Source organism: Thermogemmatispora sp., from assembly GCF_042408735.1.
Lineage (GTDB): Bacteria > Chloroflexota > Ktedonobacteria > Ktedonobacterales > Ktedonobacteraceae > Thermogemmatispora.
On record NZ_JBHOQV010000153.1, the window covers coordinates 82,146 to 103,897 of the forward strand.

The 21,752-nt window shown below is 62.3% G+C and carries 15 protein-coding genes and 1 pseudogene; 7 read left to right on the top strand and 9 right to left on the bottom strand.

What is annotated here, in order from left to right; translation table 11 throughout:
- Positions 1-235: 235 nt before the first annotated feature.
- Complete coding sequence (locus ACFMO7_RS17310; protein WP_376796738.1) at positions 236-1,717, bottom strand: hypothetical protein; 1,482 nt, start codon at positions 1,715-1,717, stop codon at positions 236-238.
- Positions 1,718-2,490: 773 nt separating this feature from the next.
- Here ACFMO7_RS17310 and purH point away from each other — a divergent pair.
- The gene (gene purH, locus ACFMO7_RS17315; protein WP_376796739.1) at positions 2,491-4,062 is read left to right on the top strand and encodes a bifunctional phosphoribosylaminoimidazolecarboxamide formyltransferase/IMP cyclohydrolase; all 1,572 of its coding nucleotides are present in this window, start codon (positions 2,491-2,493) and stop codon (positions 4,060-4,062) included.
- 228 nt (positions 4,063-4,290) lie between these two features.
- On the opposite strand, the gene ACFMO7_RS17320 is transcribed toward purH, so the two are convergent.
- The 4 genes from ACFMO7_RS17320 to ACFMO7_RS17335 all read right to left on the bottom strand — a co-directional run bounded on the left by ACFMO7_RS17320 (position 4,291) and on the right by ACFMO7_RS17335 (position 8,197).
- Positions 4,291-4,668 (bottom strand): hypothetical protein, encoded by a 378-nt coding sequence (locus ACFMO7_RS17320; RefSeq protein WP_376796740.1) that lies wholly within the window; start codon positions 4,666-4,668, stop codon positions 4,291-4,293.
- A 220-nt stretch (positions 4,669-4,888) separates the two neighbouring features.
- Positions 4,889-5,830: a pseudouridine-5'-phosphate glycosidase gene (locus ACFMO7_RS17325; RefSeq protein ID WP_376796741.1), complete on the bottom strand. Its 942-nt coding sequence runs from the start codon at positions 5,828-5,830 to the stop codon at positions 4,889-4,891.
- A gap of 92 nt (positions 5,831-5,922) precedes the next feature.
- Positions 5,923-7,137: a M20 family metallopeptidase gene (locus ACFMO7_RS17330; RefSeq protein ID WP_376796742.1), complete on the bottom strand. Its 1,215-nt coding sequence runs from the start codon at positions 7,135-7,137 to the stop codon at positions 5,923-5,925.
- Between the two features lie 376 nt (positions 7,138-7,513).
- Complete coding sequence (locus ACFMO7_RS17335; RefSeq protein WP_376796743.1) at positions 7,514-8,197, bottom strand: hypothetical protein; 684 nt, start codon at positions 8,195-8,197, stop codon at positions 7,514-7,516.
- Between the two features lie 637 nt (positions 8,198-8,834).
- Between ACFMO7_RS17335 and ACFMO7_RS17340 the strand changes: the two genes are divergently transcribed.
- On the top strand, positions 8,835-11,087 hold the full coding sequence (locus ACFMO7_RS17340; RefSeq protein WP_376796744.1) for a MerR family transcriptional regulator: 2,253 nt from the start codon (positions 8,835-8,837) through the stop codon (positions 11,085-11,087).
- 398 nt (positions 11,088-11,485) lie between these two features.
- Positions 11,486-12,139 (top strand): hypothetical protein, encoded by a 654-nt coding sequence (locus ACFMO7_RS17345; protein ID WP_376796745.1) that lies wholly within the window; start codon positions 11,486-11,488, stop codon positions 12,137-12,139.
- A gap of 220 nt (positions 12,140-12,359) precedes the next feature.
- On the opposite strand, the gene ACFMO7_RS17350 is transcribed toward ACFMO7_RS17345, so the two are convergent.
- Complete coding sequence (locus ACFMO7_RS17350; protein ID WP_376796746.1) at positions 12,360-13,631, bottom strand: ABC transporter permease; 1,272 nt, start codon at positions 13,629-13,631, stop codon at positions 12,360-12,362.
- 102 nt (positions 13,632-13,733) lie between these two features.
- Entirely contained in the window at positions 13,734-14,567 is an 834-nt protein-coding gene (locus ACFMO7_RS17355) for an ABC transporter ATP-binding protein (RefSeq protein WP_376796747.1), read from the bottom strand.
- Positions 14,568-14,925: 358 nt separating this feature from the next.
- On the opposite strand from ACFMO7_RS17355, the pseudogene ACFMO7_RS17360 reads away from it, so the two are divergent.
- From ACFMO7_RS17360 to ACFMO7_RS17370, 3 genes and pseudogenes are all read left to right on the top strand, one after another.
- Positions 14,926-14,991: pseudogene (locus ACFMO7_RS17360) on the top strand (zinc-ribbon domain-containing protein); the annotation flags it as partial.
- 156 nt (positions 14,992-15,147) lie between these two features.
- Positions 15,148-15,594 (top strand): hypothetical protein, encoded by a 447-nt coding sequence (locus ACFMO7_RS17365; RefSeq protein WP_376796758.1) that lies wholly within the window; start codon positions 15,148-15,150, stop codon positions 15,592-15,594.
- Positions 15,595-15,633: 39 nt separating this feature from the next.
- A complete protein-coding gene (locus ACFMO7_RS17370; protein ID WP_376796748.1) occupies positions 15,634-16,959 on the top strand; it encodes a thymidine phosphorylase in 1,326 nt (441 codons plus the stop codon).
- On the opposite strand, the gene ACFMO7_RS17375 is transcribed toward ACFMO7_RS17370, so the two are convergent.
- A complete protein-coding gene (locus ACFMO7_RS17375) occupies positions 16,920-18,284 on the bottom strand; it encodes a serine/threonine protein kinase (protein WP_376796749.1) in 1,365 nt (454 codons plus the stop codon). The genes ACFMO7_RS17370 and ACFMO7_RS17375 overlap by 40 nt on opposite strands.
- A gap of 268 nt (positions 18,285-18,552) precedes the next feature.
- On the opposite strand from ACFMO7_RS17375, the gene ACFMO7_RS17380 reads away from it, so the two are divergent.
- Positions 18,553-19,104, top strand: coding sequence for a gamma carbonic anhydrase family protein (locus tag ACFMO7_RS17380; protein ID WP_376796750.1), 552 nt, complete (start codon positions 18,553-18,555; stop codon positions 19,102-19,104).
- Positions 19,105-19,228: 124 nt separating this feature from the next.
- On the opposite strand, the gene ACFMO7_RS17385 is transcribed toward ACFMO7_RS17380, so the two are convergent.
- The gene (locus ACFMO7_RS17385) at positions 19,229-21,244 is read right to left on the bottom strand and encodes a copper resistance protein CopC (protein ID WP_376796751.1); all 2,016 of its coding nucleotides are present in this window, start codon (positions 21,242-21,244) and stop codon (positions 19,229-19,231) included.
- Positions 21,245-21,752 lie beyond the last annotated feature (508 nt).

Consider the following 21,752-nt stretch of genomic DNA (forward strand, 5'->3'; position numbering starts at 1 on the left):
CCATCATCAGCAGCTGCAAAGGAACAGCGAGCGAAAAGAGAGCAGGTCGGACAGATACCGGCCTGCTCTCCTTGCTTTGCTTTGTTGGAAGCTGGCAGGTTGCATCAGACCAGCCTCTCTCGGGCGTTACCTCCCTCCGAGATGCATGCCATGCCGATGTGGTCTCCTTGCCCGGCTCCCCGCGCGCAGGGGGCATGTGTCCAGGTTTCCCTCTTCTTCCTCCCTCTGCCTCCACTCACTGGCGGTTATTCGCCGGGCAGGTTACGACGATCTGCTGCGTCCGCCGATCGGTCATAAGGCTGCAGGTCTGTCCGTTGAGCGTCGCCGTACCGTTGCAGCCCACTACCAGGGTGCCGTTGACGTTACAGTCGAGCGGTGTCTTAACGACCTCGCCATTGATGGTGGCGGCGATGGCCACCCCCTGTGGGGTGCGCTGCACCTGCACCGGATCGGGGACGTGCAGCCGCCTGGTGCAGTTGAGGCCGTCGGCTTCGAAGGTCGTGATGAAGCGCTGGGCCAGGAAGGTAAAGAGCGAATTGGCCGCCGCCGGATCGGGCGAGGGGCGCGTCTTCGTGAGGGGGGCGTCGACAAGCAGGCGCAGCGGGGCAATAGCCAGCAGATTGGCGCAATAGAGGGTCGTGCTGGCAAAGAGCTGGTCGCGCACCTGGGGCTGGCCAACGCCGGCCCGGTAAGCGTTGAGCTTGGCCAGGTTGGGGCGACCATCAACGGTGACCATCGGATCTCCGTTAGGAACCAGCGCTACCGGGGCCCGCTGCCAGACGGCAGCCTGTAGCTCGTTGAGCGGGAGGGCAGTCGTCATCTGGCCCGGGTCGGCCAGATCGGGAGCCATCCAGGGCTTGCAGCCCAAGGCCCCATCCAGACCGATAGCGAGCAGGCGGTTATCGCTGCCATTGACCTGGGGCTGAGCCTGCTGGAGGACGGCGATAGCATGGCGTGTCATCTGGGCTATGCGCCCGTTTTTCGTGACCAGGTAGGCCGTAGTGACATTATCGCTCTGGTCCTGGTCGACCAGCGAGAAGTCGCGCACGCTTGGGCAAGGGAGGCCGTCGCGGGCCTGCCCTAGCGGGGGAGGCTTCAGCTTGCCGGCACGGATAGCCTGATTGGCTGCGGCGAAGAAAGCGGGTGCGTTACAGTAGGCGAACTGGCCAAAGAGCGATCCGCGGATGCCGTTCACGCAGTGCCCTTCTGCCAGGCTGTGGCCGACGCCGCGCAGCGTTAAATTTTCGCCATTGAAGCCAAACCAGATGGCCACGATCCCCTTGGCGGGCAGACGCGGTACTACGGGGGCAAGGGCCGGCTTCTGGCCCTGATCGACCACCAGGGGATTGTAAATAGCGATCTGTCCCGTGGCTGGGTCGATCACCGCCGCCTGGACGAAGGCCGCCTGATCAGGGTTGGCCTCATGGCAGGGGCCGCGCGCTGGATCGGTGGCCACGAGCTGATAGGGGGTGGCCAGGCCGCGTGCCGTGAGCGGATGGGGTGGCACAATGAGCGTACAGTCAGTATTAACAGGCGCCGCGGCATGCGAGCCGGTGAGCTGCGGGATCAAATAGAGAGCACCCCCAGCCAGGGCCAGCACCAGTGGCACCAATACCCCTAGCAGCATCAGCGGTGAAAAACGTCGACGCCGTCGTCGGCGTTCACTCCCCAGGCCAGTCGTAGCCGGCCTGGAGACCTCCTTGAGCAGTGACTGCATTGATGATAGACCCCCTTGAGGAGCGCCAGCAGGGCCAGCAGGCCGTCTGGCGCCTCTTGAATCCTGCTGAAATCCAGTGAATAACCCCTACATCGAATGATGCGCGCTGATCGATCCGATCTGGATGAGATAATACCCTGAGCCGCTGCCGGTGGTGAGACTTGTGCTGGCAACTGGCAGGAAAGTACCATCAAGCGGTTAAGATAGCGTGCACAGAGAAAATTCCCGCTGTGGGAGCCAGCCCGACCCAGGTCGCTGGTCGACGTCGAGGATAGAGCGCTGGTCGAGGGGCCTCACCTTTCTGCTATACTATGCATTGAAATTCCTTCTTCATCCGGCCAGCAGACCAGCCAGCCAGCGGGCCTATCCTGTCTTATCTATCTCGTCTGTCCGTATCAGCAGCGAAGCAAAGAAGCCTGTCGAGCGAAGCGGCAAGAGCATGATCATGAGCCGGTCGCTGGGGAGCAGTGGGGCGGCCTCTCCTCTCTACCGCTGGTCAGCCTGCCTGAAGGCGAGCTGGCGGGAGGACGGGACGAGTGGGCAGGAAGGAATGCGAACGAGCAGCGAAGCCAAGGAGGGCCATCTGCCGCGCGGCGCCAGGAGCAGGTCGGAGCGCTGGCCCCGCCGAGAGCGGGTGTCGTGGCGGCCACCCGGCTCGTGAGGCCATGTGTGCGGGCGGGGCAGATCTACAAGCGGGCATATAAGCTCAGCAAAAACGTGGAAAGTGGCTCTACTGGCAGCCCAGCCAAGCGAAGCGAAAGGAACAAACCAGCATGCGAGCAATCATCAGCGTAGCCAATCGCGAGAATTTAGACGAGCTAGGGCGTGCCCTGGCGGAGCGTCAGGCGGCCATCTTTGCCACTGGAGGGACCGCGGCGGCCCTGCAGGCCGCTGGCGTAGCGGTTCAGCCGGTCAGCAGCCTCATCCAGTTTCCCGAGATCCTTGGAGGGCGCGTCAAGACGCTGCACCCGCATATTTACGGCGGCATTCTGGCGCGGCGCTCTGACCCGGCTCACATGCGCGAGCTAGAGGAGCATGGTATCCTCCCTATCGATCTGGTGGCCGTCAACCTCTATCCCTTCATCGAGACCGTCGCCCGTGAGGGGGTGAGCCTGGAAGAAGCCCAGGAACAGATCGACATTGGGGGCGTGGCCCTCATTCGGGCCGCCGCCAAAAACTTCCAGGATGTCATCGTCCTGGTGCGCCCCCAGGACTACGCACCGGTTCTGCAGGAGTGGCAAGAGCGCGGCGAAGTCAGTCTCGAGACACGGCGACGGCTGGCCGCTCTGGCCTTCCAGTATACGGCCAGCTACGATACTGCCATCGCTGAATATTTGCGCAGCCAGGACACCGATTACTTCCCCGAAGAGCTGACTCTGCCATTGCAGCGCATTCAGACACTGCGCTACGGCGAGAATCCCCACCAGCGAGCAGCCTTCTATCGCTGGGGGGGACTCTCCGCCGCCAAAGACTGCCGACCGGCGGTGGCCAGCGCCGAAGTGCTGCACGGCAAAGAGCTTTCTTTCAATAACTTGCTGGACCTGGACGCGGCTCTCGCCGCCGCCGGCAGCTTTGTCGCGCCCACCGTGGCCATCATCAAGCACACCAATCCCTGCGGCCTGGCCTGCGGCGATACCCTGCTCGAAGCCTACCGCAAAGCTCATGCCGGCGACCCGGTCTCGGCTTACGGAGGGATCATCGGCTGCAATCGGCCTGTGGAGGCCGACGTAGCTCAAGAAATCCACCAGCTCTTCTATGAAGCCGTCATCGCGCCTGAATTTACCCCCGAAGCCCTGGCCATTCTGCGGCAGAAAAAGAACATCCGCCTGCTGGCCACCCATGCCCCCATTGACCCCACAACGCTCAATGCCCAGATCTTCAAGTCCGGGCGCTTTGACATCCGCAGCGTCAGTGGGGGACTTCTCCTCCAGACAGCTGACCTCATCGGCGAGCACGAGCTAGAATACCGGGTCGTCACCGAGCGCAAGCCGACGCTCGAAGAGATGACCGACCTGATGTTTGCCTGGAAGGTGGTGCGCCACGTCAAATCGAACGCCATTGTCCTGGCCCATAAGCTGGCCGTTGTCGGCGTGGGAGCCGGCCAGATGAATCGCGTCACCAGCGTGCAACTGGCCGTCGAGAAAGCCGGAGAGCGGGCCCGGGGGGCCGTCTTGGCCTCTGACGCCTTCTTCCCCTTTGCCGATGGCGTCGAGGCCGCCGCCAAAGCTGGCGTAACGGCGATCATCCAGCCAGGCGGCTCCATTCGAGACGAAGACTCCATCCGCGTTGCCAACCAGCACGCCATCGCCATGATCTTCACTGGCCGGCGGCACTTCCGCCACTAGGCGGGCGAGGAGCGCGGCCGGCGCCCTGGCGGGGTGGTTTGGTGGTTTCCCCTTCCCGAGTCTGGCGACAAAACGCGAGCAGCCACTCTTCACAACTGAGGAGTGGCTGCTCCGTCTGCTTTGTACGGTAAGTAGCTCATGAGTCGAACGGTGGCCTCGAGCGCGACGCAGCCCCGACTCAAGCGAGCGAGGGGCGAGACGCCGCCAGCGACTTCTCCCAGAGGCCTCTTAGAGGACCTCATCGCAGAAGAAGTAGACCCACAGGATCGCGACGCCGAGGCCCCCAATCAGAGTAAAGAAGCCGACGGCGCCCGCCGCTGTATTATTAGGGTCCTTGAAGGGATAGAAAACGATCAGGGCAAGCCAGATCAGCGTCAGGGCGACCGTCAGACTCAGCTTCGTAATAATCGGCGGGGACGGGTAGAAAATATGATAGAGCACCAGCACCAGCAGGCCGATGATCGCCGCCAGCAGGAGCAGGTTAATCATCACCCCGCCGCCGAAGTCGAAGACCAGCGTCGGCTTTATAAAAAGAAAGCAGCAGATCCAAAGGATGGTCAGAATAATGCTGCCGATGACTTTGCCCTTTGGTGCAATAGAAATCACGTGACAAAGCTCCTTTCGCGGAGTACCCAGGGGGTCCGCGGCGAGGTCAAGGGCCAGGTCCTGACCTGCCAAGCGAACGGCATCATTGCCCGGGTCTCAAGGCACGTCTCCTTTCTGGCACGTGCTTTCCAGCTTCCTATTGTAGTCCTTAGTGGACGAGAAATCAACAGGAGCCAGCCGGAAGGCAGACGACCTGTCAGCCCTGATCGGCGGCAACGGCTCAAGCCGGCCCGGAGGCAGGCGAGGAAGCATAAGCGCGGGCGATGCGGGCGGCCAGGCGAGCATTGTTCAGCAAGAGCGCGCGATTGGCCTCGATGCTGGCCCCTCCGGTAGTCTCTGCGACCTGACGCAGCAGGAATGGCGTCAGGGCCGCCCCGCGGATACCCTCCGCCTCGGCCCTGATCAGAGCCGAAGCGATGGCTTTCTCCACCTGCTCAGCGGGCAGGGCCGCCTCCGCAGGGACTGGAGCGCAGACAAGCAAGCCAGACAGACCGCACTCCCAGTGCGTGCGGGCAATAGCAGCAACCTGTTCCTCTGCCTCGACGCGCTGCTGCAGGCGCAGGCCGCTGCGCGCTGTATAGAACGCCGGCAACTCCTCGGTTTGCCAGCCGAGGACTGGCACCCCTTGCGTCTCCAAATATTCTAAAGTGCGGGGCAGGTCCAAAATCGCCTTGGCGCCCGCGCAGACCACCAGGACCGGCGTGCGACTCAGCTCCATCAAGTCTGCCGAGATATCCAGCGTACTTTCACCTCCACGATGCACGCCCCCAATACCGCCGGTGGCAAAGAAGCGGATGCCGGCCAGGTGGGCGCAGAGCATCGTCCCGGAGACCGTGGTTGCTCCCAGCCGCTGGCTTACCAGGGCGAAGGCCAGATCGCGCCGGCTGACCTTCAGCACATCCCGGGCAGTCGCCAGCTCCTCGATGGCCGCCCTCTCCAGACCGACCACAATGCGACCGGCGCGAATGGCGATCGTAGCCGGCACAGCTCCCTCTTGACGGATAGCCTCCTCCATAGCCAGGGCTGTTTCCACATTGATAGGATAAGGCAGGCCATGGGCGATCACCGTTGACTCCAGAGCCACCAGGGGGCGGCCCTCAGCCAAAGCGGCGCGCACCGTGGGCGCAAGCTGTAGATAACGATCAGCAGCAGAGACAGGCATACTCTTCTCTCACCTCAACAAGCTAGCCTGGGCGGGCAAGCAGCGTCTCCGTCCTTTGTTGAAGCAGCAGGCAGGGGCACTTGCTTGCTTGCTCAAGAGCTGGCGGGGGCCTCTGCGCTGGCTTCCGTGGAGTGGGCCTGGAGCGCAAGCTGACGGATCAGGCCCGCCAACAAAGCCCCGCGCAGCGCCAGCGAAGGAATGCGCAGAAACTCCTCATGTAGCACATGCATCTTGCCTCCGACCGGTCCGAGACTATCCAGCGTAGGGAGGCCGGCCTGCATCAAGAGATTGGCATCCGAGACGCCCCCCTTGGCCTCAGCCAGCAATTCCAGGCCGAGGGCCTGGGCTTCCAGGCGGGCCAGCGCTACCAAAGCTCGCACCTGTGGGGTAGCCTGGTAAGGAAGGCGGCCCCGAGTGCGCGTCAGGCGAGCCTGAGTGCCGGGCACACTGGGGCAGGAGGCGATCTGCTCCAGAGCCTCGGCGGCGGCATCCAGCCCCTCTTGAGTATAGGCGCGCACCGAAATCCAGCAGCGGGCCGTCTCGGGTACCACATTCAGCGTCTCACTGCTACCGAGCCGCGTCACATTGAAGGTGACCCCTGGCAAAAGCGCGTGCAAATGATCGATGGCCACAATCTTATGGGCCAGCTCGATGACCGCCGAGCGGCCCCGATGCGGCTCGGCCCCTGAATGGGCCGCGCGGCCAGTGATCTCCAGCAGGTAGCGGTCGGCCCCCTTGCGGGCCTCAGTGATGATCTCTGGGGAGCGTGTTGGTTCCAGCACCAGGCCAACATCGGCCTGCTGAGCCAGCTCCCAGAGGAGAGGAGCGCTCGAAGGAGACCCCATCTCCTCATCGCCGTTCAAAGCCAGGCAGATCTCCCCGAAGTCCTCGAAGCGCGACTCCAGCAGCGCGCGCAGGCTATAGAGGGCCATAATCACCCCCGACTTCATGTCGATCACACCGGGACCGAAGGCCAGCTCCCCGTCGAGGCGGAAGGGGCAGGCAAGCGCAGAGCCTGGCGCATAGACAGTATCCACATGTCCCACCAGCAGAAAGCGTTTGCCGCCAGCGGAGCGAGCGCCGCGCAGGCGGGCCACGAGATGGGGACCATACTGCCCGCCATCGTGGAGAGTCACCGAGCAGCCGAGCGTCTCCAACCAGGAGCGGAGATAGCCCATAATGCGCGTGATCCCTTCGACCTGGCCAGTGCCCGAATCGATATTGACCAACAGTGCCAGGCGCTGCAACATCTCCTGCTCATAGTGCTGCAGGGCCGCGAGGTAGGCTTGAGAGAATGTGGCTGACATAGCACCTGTTCCAGCGAACCAAGCCAGGAAGGCAAACCGAACTGGCAGAAAGAGCAGCGCGAGCGGCGCCGCACCGCGCCGCGCCGTCAGTTGCTCTTATTGTATCGTTCGCCGGGGAGCCGCTGCAAGCCAACCTGGCTGGACCAGCCGGAGAGCAGAGCGAGGAGAGAGCTGATGGTCAGGTTGGGTCGGGTCGGGTTGGGTCGGTTCACAGAGCCGCGGGACAGAGGTTCAGGCTCAGAAAACATGAGGGCGGGTCTCAAGAGCCGCGGAGGAGGGAGGAGCCAGGGGCAGAAAAAGAGAGCCTGGCAGGTCGTCTGTGGTCTGGACAGCGAGAGGCCGGCCGACAGCGAGCTACTCGCGCGCAGAACCAGAGTCAAGCGGCCTGGGCGGCGAGCTGGCCGCGAACGATGCGAGCCAGGCGCTTGTAAGCCAGGCTCAGCAGGGAGGCGTGGCGTCCCCGCTCTGCCGGGTCTGCCGGAAGCTCGCGCTGATACTGCTGCAAATCGATGCCGACCTCGAGAAAGGCACGCTGGAGAACTGTCGGCTGTGGACCAAAGTGCATGCGATTGGCCAGATCTATCAGGAGGGCAGTGCGCTGCTTCTCAGGAAAGTTGACAATCTCGCGCGCCAGGAAGGAGAAGAGCCATTCCTCGAAGACGCGATCGAGAGCGGCCTCGAACTGATCAGGATCTGGGGAGAGCAGACTGGCGCGCTGAGAGGCGCAATCGTGCTGTATAATATAGATGAGGCAATGATCGCGACGCCAGAGGTCGCGAAAGCAATTGTAGGCTACCATCAGGCTCAGGTGCTCTAACGAATCGATAGGTGCCACCTCTCCTCGCTCGGCTCGTCGCGCGTAGTGGATCAGGCGCATCATGGTCTCCTGGACGATATCGGTCACGATCTCCTCGCGTTGTCTGGACCAGGAAGAGAGAGAGGAGGAGTGGACCCAGTGCGCTACTCTAGGGCGTAGGAGGCAGTAGAGCTGCTCCCAAGGCATATCGCCGCCAGGAGCATCGCGCGAGCTGAGGCAGGAAGAAGTAGAAAGCAGAGTCATAAGCGCTTCCTTTCGCCTCTGACCAGCAGAGGTCAGCCTACGCATCAGAATCGCGAAACGGGCCTCTGGGCGGAGCGAGCCAGGCCGAGCTGAGCCGAACCGAACCGGGCCGAGTCGGGCGATGACACGCCGCGAGAGCGAGCCGGGCGAACGGGGCGCAGCGGCCCAGACAGCAGTGCCCAGTGCCCAGCGCCTTCCCCTCTTGTCCTGATCCCTGCCACGCGAGCGAGCAATCGGCCCCTGAACCAGGAGAAGGAGCTAAATATAAAGAAATCTGGGAAAGCATCCAGATAATCTTAGTATGCATCAGTAGTATACAGCAGGAAACTTCGCTCTGTCAAGAGGAGTCTTCCAGAGAAGTCATAAAAGTTGACATAGAGCTAAGGTTTCGTTATAATAGAAACATGGGAGCATAGGGACGGTAAAATGTTTGTCATTGTTACAACGTTTCCTGCACTTGCGCCATGCATTGTCGGTGGCCGGAGGAGTGGGTGGTAGGTAGCTTGCTTGCCGAGCCTGTTGTTAGCAGTTCGTGCGCGTGTGGGCAGCCTGGTATGGGCGCTTCGATGGCCGGCCAGTCTGCCTGTCACTATTGGAGAACGACGCTTCCCCTGGTGAAGCAGGAGAGGAGGACAGGATGGATGATCGTGTGCTCCAGAGCATTCGCAGGCATCTGCAGCAGCCGGAGACCTGGGAGAGGATTCGCGGGTATCTCCAGCTCGTCAGCGAAAAGTTGACGGTGACCATTGGTGAGGCGGCCCAGCTCTTCGATTTTACGGAGAACCAGCTTCGCGACTGGGAAGAGCGTGGCCTGCTGCGCCCTTTGCGCTCTCGTCCGAATACGGGTCAGCGGCGCTATCCTCCTACGGAGCTAGAGAAGTTAGCTGTTATTCGTGACCTGCTCAACGCGGGCTATCCGCCTGGGGCTATTCCGCTCAACATTGCCGAGCTTTGGCATTCGCTGGGGCCTGCCAGTTTGAATGGCGAGGGCAGCGTAGGGACTGGTGGCCATCCGGCGGGCGCCCCTTTGCCTCTGGATCGGCGCGTGGCCCAGACTGACGCCGCCGTCCTCTGGCGCTATTTTGCCAGTCAGGCGCTTCATCACGCCCTCTTGCTCCTCTGTGAGGACCTCTCTCACGGCCACGCTGCCATTCTGCTGCCGCGTCACGCCCCCGAGGATGGCCTTCTCAAGCCGCCGCGCCTGCCCGAGGAGCTGACGCGGATTGGCGAGTCCCTGGTCGGCTGGCTCAGCCACGGTCGCACGCTTCATCTCTTTCTTGAGCCTTGTCCGGCCTTCGAGTACCCCAGCGATTTCCGCGTGCAGCCCCTGCTTGCCGAGGGAGAAACTCGGCCCGCCGACCCTACCTTGCTGGTTGTTCCGCGCCAGATGCACCCGCTGAACCTGCAGCGCCCAGTTGTCCATACTGTTCGCCGCCTGCTCGCCCCGCTCTATAGCTGTGCTGGCCAGTGGATGGCCTATTTCGCACCTGAGCCGCGTAACTGGCTCTATCCTGCGCGCGCCTTTCCCAGGGGCATAGATCCCTCAGATCCGCTGCTCAATGGCCTGATGGACCTGATTATCAGTCTGGGGGGACAGACGCCTACGGGTGGCGATCGCTGGCATTGCTCCTGTCTGCTGGTGCCTGAAGACCCCTTGGCCCCGCCGGGGCAGCAGGTCCTGATGGTTATGGCCTGCAGCCGCAATTCGCCCCATCGCGCTGGCCAGTCGCGCATCTTTCCCAATGAGAGCTATATCTATTTCCGCGCGCTGCGCTCCCCCTATCTCCTTTATCGCCCTCGCCTGGCGATCCGCGACAGCGCGGGCCTCTCGCAATGGCCTGAGCAATTTGGCGACGGCGGCTCGGCGGTGGCCATCCCCATCGGCTGCCTGTCCGGTCCAGCTCTGGGGGTCCTCTACGTCTTCGCCCTTGCCCAGGAGGCTTTTTCCGAGGACGATCTGCGCTTGTTGCGTCTCATGGGCCTCATTGTGGAGGATCTGCTGCTGCTCTATCGCGCCCGACTTGAGGCCATGCAGGGCCTGGAGCAGTTGGTCAAAGCTCCCGAGGTGGTGAACGACTCCTTCATCAATTTCCTCTCCGAGAACGAGTTTATCCGCGACCTGGAGACTCTGCTGGCACACCTGCAGCGGCAGAGTGCCCGGGCCGACCATGAGGCTGGCGGGCTGGAGGTGGGAGCGGGAACCGGTCAGGACCGGTGGGAGGCAGGCTTGACCGGGGAAGGTGAAGGCAGGCCGTTGCCGGCTCTCTCCTCGGCGGCCAGCGGACCCGCAGGGCTGCTCTACCTCTTCCCGCTGCGCGAGGTGAGAGAGCTGGAGACCCTGTCGATTATTGCCCTCGATATCGATAACCAGGGCCAGATTATCCGCCGTTATGGGGAGTTGGCTCTGCGCAATCTGACTCAGGCGATCGGTCAGCGTATTCAGCGCCAGCTTGTCGACTGCCGCCTTTACTATATCTATGGCGGACGCTTCTATCTGCTCCTCAAGAATATTTCCTTAGAACGGGCGCGCCAGATCGCTCAAACTCTGCACCAGGCCCTGCGGCGCCCTTATCGGGTCGAACTCTTGCAGCAGTCGGTCTGGCAGTTGGAGCCGCCCGAAACCAGTGTGGAGCTGCCGGATGTAAGCGTGCGCCTCGGGGTGACGCTCTACCCGCGGGCCAAGCTGGTCGAGTTGCTCCAGCGCTATGCGGCAGCCCCAACCTCAACCCTGGCCGAGGTGCGCAGTCTCATTGTCGGCGATCTCGACCAGGCCCTCAGTCTGGGTCAGGAGGAAGGCGGCGATTGCGTGATCAGTTGGGACCCCCAGGCCGAGGATCGTGGTCCCCATGTGCGACGCTTTATCCGGCTTGAGACCGCCAGCGGATCCTGACGGCCTGATCTGCGCTGGTGGGTACGATCGGGTGAGTCGGCCTCTTTGATCCCGACTCGCCCGCCCTTTTTCTTCCCTTTCCTCTTCTTCTCCTATTCGCCTCGCTCAGTCGCCCAGGCCCAGGTTCCCCCTATTGATTGGGTTGGGGCACAGTGTCCGCTTTCCTCCTCGCCTCCGCCACGAATTTTTGGGTTCTCCTTTCTGCCAACGGTACCGCAAGCGTTTCCTGGGCAGAATGGCGGCGAAAAGTTGTCTTCCCGAAACGTTATATTCATGTGAAAATGTTATTTAAAGGCAAAGGCTGTAACACAAGAAAACCCGTGCTAGATCCTCCACTTCGTTATACAAGACGGCAGCTGAAGGGGCGCGGGAACCCGTGAGGTTGGAAAGGAGTTGGTATGATGGCGCTCAAAGTATTGCTCCTTGGGAGGCCGGGGAGCGGCAAGACGACGGCGGCCCAATATTTTCTCCAGCGAGCCGCTCGGGCTGGTCTGTCTGCCACGCATGTCGACGACTATGACCTGCTGGCCGAGAAGTGCCAGGCCGATCGTGAGCAGCGTCGTTTTCGTCCGCTCATCGTCAATGGTCGCCACTGTGGCTTCGATGTGCTGGATTTCAGCGTGATGGACGAGGTACTCGTTGAGGCAGAAGCTCGCGTTGAGCGATATCTTGCGCGTTATCCCGATAATGGGCTGGCTATGCTTGAGTTTGCCCGCGACGATTACCGGCGTGCCCTTCGCCTGTTCAACCCCAGCTTTCTGCGCAATGCCCGGCTCCTCTACTTTCGCATCGATGTCGAGACAGCTATTCAGCGCGTTCGCCAGCGCTACTGTCGCACTGGCTGCCAGCTCGTCTCTGAGCAGATTCTGCGCAGCTATTACCGCGATGACGGCTTTGTCGAGCAGCTCTCTCTCATTCAAAAAGATTTCCCCTTGAATCAAGCTATAGAAATCTGTGACAATAATGAAACTTTACAGCTGTTTTTACAGCGCCTTGAGCGCTTCTTCCAGCTACTCCTGAAGCAGGAGGCGCGGGCCGGCCTACCTTCCTGAGGGCTGTTCCGGCTGACCGCCTCTCCACCCGCCAGCCTGGCACTTCCGCCCTGGCCGGCTGGTGGGTGGAGGGACCGCTGGGGCGGAGAGGCTGACCCCAAAAGAGGACGGGCGCGGCTGTGGTGCCCGTGAGACAGGGAGGCAACCTTGCCGCGCCCGCCGCCCGCCTGAGAGGGAGGCTCTGACTGGTTCTGCCTGCTCTCTTCGGTGACCCGGGTGTTCAGGCGCCGACCGTCTTTGGCTGGAAGCGGAAGAGGGCCAGGCCGAGAACAAAGCAGAGGAGGCCGTAGATGATCAGAGCCGCGACGTTGGGCAGCACCTCAGCCAGCGTGCGCCCGCTGATCATCAGACCGTTGAGGGCCTCCATCGCCCAGGCCACGATGCCAACGTGGGCCACAACCTGGAGCCATTGTGGCTCCAGCCACAGCGGCCACCAGGCCCCACCGATGGCCGAGGTCGTTAAGGTAACGATGATCAGCACCAGGGGGAGCTGTCGGCGTGTGCGAACCAGCGAGACGAGCAGGATGCCGAAGCCCGTCATGGCGAAGCTGGCTGCCACCAGCAGAACGATCACGCCCGGCCAGTTGCTGACATGCAGCTTAAAGATGAGGCTGCCGACCGCGAAGAGAACCAGCAGTTGCAGCATGGTCACCACGAACTGCGTCAGCAGCTTCCCCCCGAGCAGGGCATAGCGTCGCACAGGAGCGATGAGCAGGCGGCGTAAAGTACCGCTCTCGCGCTCTTCTAGAATGCTGCCCGCCACCGACTGCAGGCCAAAGAGGGCGAAGAGGATGGCGTAGCCAGGCAGGGCCACATCGAAAACGTTGACCTGGGCGGGAACATTGCCCGCATGCAGACTGGCCACCTGGGCCGGGGGCACCACCTTCAGGCTGGCCGCTCCTACCTGGCTAGCGATCATCTGTGGGTCAACGCTGCCCGGCGCGCAGCGATTGCCCGGCTGCTGACAGACGCGCTCGACCGCCTGAACGGCGGCGCTACCGGCAAAAGTTGCTGTGGCGAGCTGCCCAACTGTGCTCGTGACCAGGTTCTGCACGATAGCGCTGTTCGCATTGTTATTGCTTGGAACTGTGTAGATCTGAACCAGATTCTGGGTCGGCTCACCCCGCGCGGCTGCCTCTTGCAGTCTGGCGGTTGTGCCTGCCGGAATGACAACGCCGGTCACAGACCCCTGACCGGCGGCCACGGCCTGCTGTACGCCGGCGGTGTCGCTATAGTGTGTCAATTGAATCGTTAGTTGCGAGCTGTGTAGATCCAGGGCCTTCACAACCGTCTGACCGACCAGACCGTGATCCTGATCGCTGACCGCTACCTGGATCGTAATGGTAGACTGGCTATTGCCGTAGACGCCGCTGAGGGCGAAGCCAACTGTGGCGACCAATACCAAAGGCACCAGCAGCATCATGATCAGCGCCGATCGGTCTCTAAAGGTCTGTAGCAGATCTTTTTTCATGATTGAGAGCATAGCGTGCATAGCCGTTCCATCCTCCTACTATCTGGCCGCGCCTCTCGGGGAGGGCCTTACATCGATCGGCAGCCCCCTGAGCAGAACTGGCAGACCCGGCCAGGACCAGAGCTAGAGATCTCGCAGGGTCTTGCCGGTCAACTGGATGAACAGCTCCTGTAGACCGTGGGGGCGATAGACGATGCGCGACTGATCGCGCATGGCCAGGAGCTGCTCCAGGGTTCCCAGGGCGATGATGCGTCCCTCATCCATGATGGCTATGCGCCGACAGAGCCGCTCGGCCTCTTCCATGTAGTGGGTCGTATAGAGCACCGTAGTACCGTCGGCGGCCAACTTCTCGATGTTCTCAAAGATGTGCTCGCGCGACTGCGGATCGACGCCGACCGTTGGCTCATCCAGGAGCAGGACGCGCGGGCGGTGCATCAGTGCCACCGCGAAGTTGAGCCGGCGCAGCATGCCGCCGGAAAAGTTCTTCAACGGCTCCTTGCGGCGCTCGTGAAGGCCGACAAAGTGCAGCACTTCCTCGGCCCGTGCGCGGCGCTCGGGGGCCGGCACGCCGTAGAGCGAGGCAAAGAAATCGAGGTTCTCCAGAGCGTTCAGGTCGCGATAGAGAGCGATCTCCTGGGGAACTACTCCTAGCAGACGCTTAACGGCCTGCGCCTCGCGGCTGACGGAGTAGCCGCCGATGAGAGCCTCGCCCTCGTCTGGCCTCAAGTATCCGCAGAGGATATTAATGATGGTGCTCTTACCGGCCCCATTAGGCCCGAGCAAGCCAAAGATCTCACCCGCCTGGATGCTAAAGGAGACACCCTTAACGGCCTCCAGCTTCCCAAAACGCTTGACGAGATTGCGTGCCTCGACAAGGTTGTTGGCCGTCCTCTCCTCAGCCGCTACCGATGTGGCGTAAGCCTCGCCTTCGCTGTGCGTTTCTCTCTTGTCTGTCACTCCCTGACACCTCCTCTCGACAGATGTCTTGGTATCCCTTTTTCCGCAGGTCGATCAATATTTCTCTTCTTGTTCTTGAGGGTGGGTAGCGCCTGGCCGTAGCCCGAGTTAGTCTGTGAGGGTAGTATAGAGAACGACAGGGCTGCGAAGGAAGGATCGAACTGCCTATTTTAGAGGTGGTCTCTGGATGCGTTTATGCCTATGACGAAAGTCATGGTAGGGGAAAGGTCGCGCAGAGGGACAGCGCGCGGAGAGGAGAGGGCGACCCCGGCCGTGGTATACTAAACTGGCCGATTGCCTACTGAGCTGAGCTACTGAGAGCCGACCACTCTGAAGGAGCAGAGAAAGGGAGAGAGCTATGCGTTGCCCCTATTGTGGTCAGGTAAATGCGGACAGCGCAAGATACTGCCTGCGCTGTGGAAGGGCCATTGGCACGGCGCAACGGCCACCGCTGCCGCCACAAGCGCCAGCCCGTATGGAGCCTATCAGCGCGCCATTGCCTGCTGTGGCCAGGCCGGCAAGGGGGGGCCAGCAGGCGTCCCCACCGGGAGCAGGTCCCATCGAAGCGGCACCTCTCTCAGTGACCCCAGCGGCAGGGTTAGTCGAGCCAGAGGCGCTTCCCAAACCTCCAGAGGGCTTCCCACCCAAGACGCTGGCGCAGCTACGGGAGCTGGCGGCGGCGGCCCTGGCCTACAAGGTGGGAAGCGAGGAACGCGAGGCCGGCAACAAAAAAGTCGTTGAGATTATCTATCCCCCTTGTCCCGCCTGGCAGCAGGTTGCCACCCTCTATCAAGCCCTCATCGAGCACGACGACGAGCGTTATGGGACGGTGGTGATCCGCGGCTTTCATGAAGAGAGCGATCTGCGCTTTGCCTTCAATAATGGACGGCTCACCTTTGATCGGCAGGTACGTCTGGGAGATCAGCTTATCCGACGCTATCTGATCGAAACCCATCGTGGCTTCGAGATCAACTCGGTGCGCATCGTGCTCACAGAGGAACTGCCCGCTGAGCAGCTGCGCCCTTAGCAAGGCGACGATAACTCTGCGAAGGGATCGCGAGACAGTATGCAAGCTGTTGAACTCATTCGAAAGAAGCGGAACGGGGAAGCCCTTACCACCGAAGAGATCAACTGGCTGGTCGAGCAGTATACCGCTGAGCGCCTGCCCGACTACCAGATGGCTGCCTGGTTGATGGCGGTCTGTTGGCGGGGTATGGATGAGCGCGAGACGAGCGACCTGACCCTGGCAATGGCGCGCTCGGGGGAGCAACTGGGTGTGCGCGAGCGACTGAGACCGGTGGTGGACAAGCATAGCACTGGCGGCGTAGGAGACAAGGTCACCCTGGCTGTGGCGCCGCTTGTGGCCGCCTGTGGCGTGGCAGTGGCCAAGATGACCGGGCGGGGCCTGGGCCATACCGGGGGCACTGTCGACAAGCTGGAGTCCGTGAACGGGCTGCGCACGGCTCTGACACGTGAGGAGTTTTTGAGCATCCTGGAGAGGCATGGCCTGGTGCTCGCCGGACAGTCGGCGGAGCTGGCCCCTGCCGACGGCAAGATGTATGCCCTGCGCGATGTCACGGCGACGGTCGATAGCATTCCCTTAATCGCGGCCAGCATTATGAGCAAGAAGCTGGCGGTCGGAGCCTCGCATCTGCTCTTAGACGTCAAGGTAGGAGCGGGGGCTTTCATGAAGACGCGGGAGCAGGCCCACGAGCTGGCGCGCATCATGGTAGAGATTGGTCAGCGTGCCGGCCTCTACACCGAGGCCGCTGTCACAGCGATGGAGCAGCCATTAGGGCGAGCCGTCGGCAACGCCCTGGAGATGGCCGAGGCCATCGATGTTCTGCGCGGCGAAGGGCCGGCAGATGTCCGCCAGCTCTGCCGCCATGAGGCAGCAGAGCTGCTCGTAATGACCGGCGCGGCAGCCACGCGCGAAGAGGCGGAGCGGCAGGTGCAGGCGGCTATCGAGAGCGGGCGTGCTCTGGCGAAGCTCGTGGAGGTCTGCCAGGCCCAGGGAGGCGACCCGCGCCAGGTTGAGGAGCCGGAGCGTCTGCCGCGGGCGCCGGTCATCAGCCTGGTGACAGCTCCGCAGAGCGGCTATATTGCTGCCATCCAGGCTGAGCGCATTGGCCTGACGGCCATGCGTCTGGGGGCGGGCCGCTTCAAGAAAGGCGACCCTATCGATCACCGTACTGGCCTGCTGCTACGGGCCAAGGTTGGCGACTATCTCCAGGCGGGTGACCCTCTGGTCGAGATTCACGCGCGCAGTGAGGAGGAGTCGGTCGCCATTCGTCAGGAGCTACTGGCCTGCTATCGCTGGAGCGAGGCCCCGGTCAGCAGCGGCCCACTGATCTACGAGCTGGTCAGGCCCAGCCAGAAAGGCGAATCCTGAAGCTGGCTGAGGAGATAGAGGCTCAGGCCGAAGATGCCCAGGAGTAGGAGCGTGAGCAGGGCAAGGAAAAAAACAAGCCGCCAATGACGGCGCTTGAACTGCTGCGAAGGGCGCAGAGGGCGCTCCTGGCTTTGGGGTGTCAGGGCTGGCATCTGAGCCGTCTGTTCGGAGGGCGAGGTTGCCGCCTGAAGCTGCTCCACGGGAATGGCCATCGTTGGCTCAGCTGCAAATTCTTCGGGCGAGCAGGCCGAGGGAGCTGGCTGACTGCCGCCGGGCACCAGGGCCTTGAGCGTGATAGCGACGGGCGCCGTCGAGGCCGGAGCTACCCCCGTAGAGGCGGAGCCTCGACTCAGGTGCAGGCGCATGAGCCGTTGATAGGCCCGGCGCTCTTCCAGAGAAACAAGGCGTTCGAGCGCATGAAAGAAGGCCCGCGCCGACTGGAAGCGATAGAGCGGGTCCGCGCGCGTGGCGATAGTGATCAGGGCGCTGAGGGCCGGGGAAAGACCGGGGTTGAGCCGCGCCACCGGCTCCAGCCGCCCATTTTTGCCCAGCGGATTGTGGCCGGTGACCATTTCATGGAGTAGAACGCCCAGGCTGAAGAGGTCTGAGCGCTCATCGCACTGGCCGCCGCGCTGATACTGCTCGGGAGCGGCGTAGCCGGGCACGCCCGGCTCGAAGTCGGCGTAGAGCTGACCGTTGCGGAGATAGCAGGCGCAGCCGAAGTCGAAGAAAACCAGCCGCCCGCCCGAGGTCAGGATCACGCTGGCAGGACGCAGGCCGCGGTAAATCACCGGCGGCGTCTGAGAGTGCAGATAATCGAAGAGATCGCAGATCTGCATGGCATAGCTGAGAGCCTCCAGCGGCGGCAGCGGCCCTTGCTGGCGCAGGTAACTGGCCAGTGTCGGCCCTGCACAGTATTCCAAAACCAGATACCAGTAGCCGTCTTCAAAGAAGTAATCGTAGAGCGCCGGTATGGCCGAGTGACGCAGACGGACCAACAGAAGCGCTTCCCGTACAAAACGGTCGGTGTATGAGCCACCGCTGAGGGGAAAATCTTCCTCCTTCCGGGGCGTTGCCCGTCTCTCCTGCCGGTGACTTAGGGCAAGATCCAGCTCCTCTACCACGCTCTCGGGCAGAGGCCGGTCACCACGCACCTGCTTGAGGGCCAGCGGCGTGTCCAGGGCCACATGCGAGGCCAGAAAGAGTCTCCCCGCCCCTCCGTAGCTCAGCGCCCCCTCAATACGGTATTCACCATGACGCAGAGTGCGCCCCGTGCCGTGTAGCGATGGTCTCTCACTCTTCCAACCGGTCGATGGTCCTGACATCGTTTCTTCCCTTCCTGCACTGCTACCGCCTGACAGACAGTGTGTCAATATAACGCTTCTATACTAAACGATGATAGCTACCACGTCAAGAAGGAAAAACTTCTTTTTAATCTAATATAGTTAAATGCATAGATCATAGAAGACCGGCTGAAGGTGAGAACCTTGCCCACCGGTCTGGTCGGGAGTACTATGGTGAGAGAGGCGGGTGGGTGCTGGTCGGCGCCCTGGCAGCCCGTCGTCGGAGACTTGTCTGTGAGAGAGGAAAGCTATGCCTGTCCTGCCGTTCAGAGGAATTTGGCCGCGCATTGCCGACAACGTCTTTATTGCTCCTGGTGCCTATATCATAGGTGACGTTACCATTGGCGAGGGGGCGAGTATCTGGTACAACAGCGTCGTGCGTGGGGACACTGGCCCCATTGTGATTGGGAGGCGGACCAACATTCAAGACAACTGTGTGCTCCATCTCGATGCTGATGCCCCTCTGACCATTGGTGAGGAATGCACCATTGGTCATGGCTGTATCATCCACGGTGCCACCCTGGGCGACCGTGTCCTGCTGGGCATGAAGGCGGTTGTTCTCAACCGGGCGCGTATTGGAGCGGAGACCATCATTGGGGCCTGTGCCCTGGTGAGCGAGGGGAAAACGCTCCCGGGCGGGGTGCTGGCCTTTGGCTTACCGGCGCGCGTCGTTCGCAATCTGACTCCAGAAGAGATCGAAGACATCCGCGGCAGCGCTCAGCGCTACGTCGAACGGGCGGCCCATCATCGGGAGGCGCTGCGCGAGGCCGGCCTTCAGCCCGAGAGCTTTCCCGATCGTTAGAGGGCTGGCTAGTTGGCCGGTCGCTCGGCCCTGGGTGGGGGAACCTGGCGGATGATCTGATCTGCCTGCCGGGTCCCCCTGCCCAGAACCAGTCTGCCAGGGGACGCAGAACCCTGGCGCGCTTTCAGCTCAGGGTAAACTCGAAGGTTGTCCGCAGGGGGGGCTGAGCGGGGCGCTCGATGGTCAGCTCAAGCTTCCATAAGCCTGCCATATCGAAAGTGGAGCGCGCGGGGAACGTTGCCACATAGGCTGGCTCCCCTCGGCTAAGCGTCTGCTGGACCGTGCCCATGTCCATGAGCACCATATTGATAGCCAGGCTGATGCGGGCGTTGGTCACTGGCTGACCGCGACTATCGGTCAGCAGGATCAGCACCGTGTGGGGACTATTGACGCGGCCTGGCGTTATGAAGAGGGAGACCGTCAGGTCTCCGACCTGCTGGATGGCGCTCGGTGGGGTCGTCGAAGCTGCCTGGCCTGTCTGGTTCTGGACCGCCTGGGCGTAGTTGATCTGAGGAAAAGCGATCGGTGGAGCGAAAAAGCTCATCAAGGCGGCACAGAGCAGGATAGCCATCCCGACCCAGGACTGTCCTTTCAACAGCCGCCCAAGCTGGCGCTCGGTCTGTAGGAGCGCCTCACGGCGCGTACGGCGAGCAGGCATCTCCGCATCAACCACTGGCAAAAGCAGCGTCTGACGCGCCAGTCGCGGGGTGATGCGGAAGAGCGTGAAGAGGCTTAAGGCCAGGAGCAGGACGGTCAAGCCCAGGCGCACCAGCAGCGTGCGGCCATAGGCCGTCGTCAGCAGCGCCTGGAGATCGGAGAAGACGCTTTCCGCCAGGAAAAGCTGACTGACCAGCAGCACGGCCATTGCCATCAGCAGCAGGGGCGTCAGGCGACGAGTCAGGGTGACCAGAACCTCAGCCTGATGATCCGCCTCCATTCCAGCAAGCAAGGGCAGCAAGACGTAGCCCAGATAGGCCAGGCCGCCGAGCCAGACGGCCTGAGACAGGAGGGAGAGCCAGGAGAGCACAATAGCGCTGAGGTGGAGAGAGGCCTGTTGCACCTCATCGCTGGTCAGCGTCCAGGAAAGCAGGTAGAGGGCGGCCAGAGTCAGCCAGAGCGATGTATCCCAGGGCGAAAGGGGGAGCGTACTGCCGCCAGGGGCCACCTCCTCGGTGGTCACCAGTTCCTTTGTCACGCGATACTCCTGGGTCACCTGGCGTCGCAGCCGTCCGAAGCGTGAGCCGCCGCGCCGGAGTACGCGGGCCACGCCGGCGGTGGCTTCTTTGGGTGTGCGGCGGCGGGCCGTCACGGCCAACCAGAGGAGAGCCAGAGCGATCAGGACCAGACGGGCCAGCCAGAGCGGGCCGTAGGAGGTCGTCAGGAGCACGGCCCGCAGAGCCTGCCAGTCGATACCACCGCTCTCCGCCGCCTGACTGAGGCTGACCGAGCGCAGAATCAAAGTGATCACCTCACCGACCAGCAGCGTGGTCAGGCAGAGCCATTGCAGCGGACGGGCCCGAGCCTGGGCCCGCATGAGCAGATCCAGCGAGCGCGCCCGGCGCTCCATCACCACCTGCTCCATGACCAGCAGGCCGATCCAGAAAGTCAGGGCCAGCAGGACTAACCACTCCCAGGCCACCGAGAGGATCCCGAGCAGGTCCAGGGTTGGCAGATAGTTGCTCGTGCTCGGTCCAAGAATGGTCTGGCCGGGCAGGCCGGTGCTGGAGTGGCCGATGTTGAAGCCGATAGCTCCCTGTGTCGTGCGTCCATCGTTGGCTGCCAGGGCTATCCAGCGAACCAGATAGCTTCCTTCGCTTAAATTTGGCTGCAAAGGCGTATCCAGTTCCCGAGGATGGCCAGATGGGATGTAACTGGCGGCGGCGTTCACCAGGCGCTCGTTGGGGTCGAAAACCAGGGCCCGGCTGGCGGGGCTGATGGGGCCATTAAAGAAGATACGCACCACCCTCGGCGGGGTGGTGACCGTCGAGCCGTCGATCGGCTCGGAGCCAATCACAAAAGCGTGCGCCTGTGCTGCCGGAGCCGGCATCAGGGGAGACCAGGTCTGAAACAAGATGATACCCGCGATCAAGAGCGCGCTTAGCGCCAGCCCAGGGTATCGTCCATATCGTCCATACCGCATGCTATTCCTCTATACTACCGACTCACAGGCGAGCGGGCTGCTGTGTTTGCGCTGGGGGGCAAACCCTGCTCACGCCCATGCCCTTTTCTCTGCTCTCTGCTCAGGCCAAACTCGCCTTTCCACTGCCGGACAAGAAGTATGTTTTTTCTCTTTCTGCTTCTTCTGTCCAAGCTAAGAGCGCGATGCCGGGCGCGCGGGTCTGCCGCCCTCTGCCGGGGGGAGTCGCGCTATCCGCTGGCGCGGGGAGGCGCACCGCTCTTGTGTCAGATCGGCCTGTGGCAGGCGAGAATGTTTCACTCTTGGTGATTGTACCTCAGCGGGGGCACGGTCGCAATATTTCAAGCGCCTGGCCGCAGCTGATATAATCAGACTATGAGCCAGAAGCTGCTCAGGCTGAAGGCATTCACGCCGAGGCGGCCACCTCATCGAGCCTGGGGCCTTGTGCTCCGCGGCTACGCCCTGGCGACGGCTGCCTTCTATCTCTTTCTCGATTGGATCGCTCACCCCT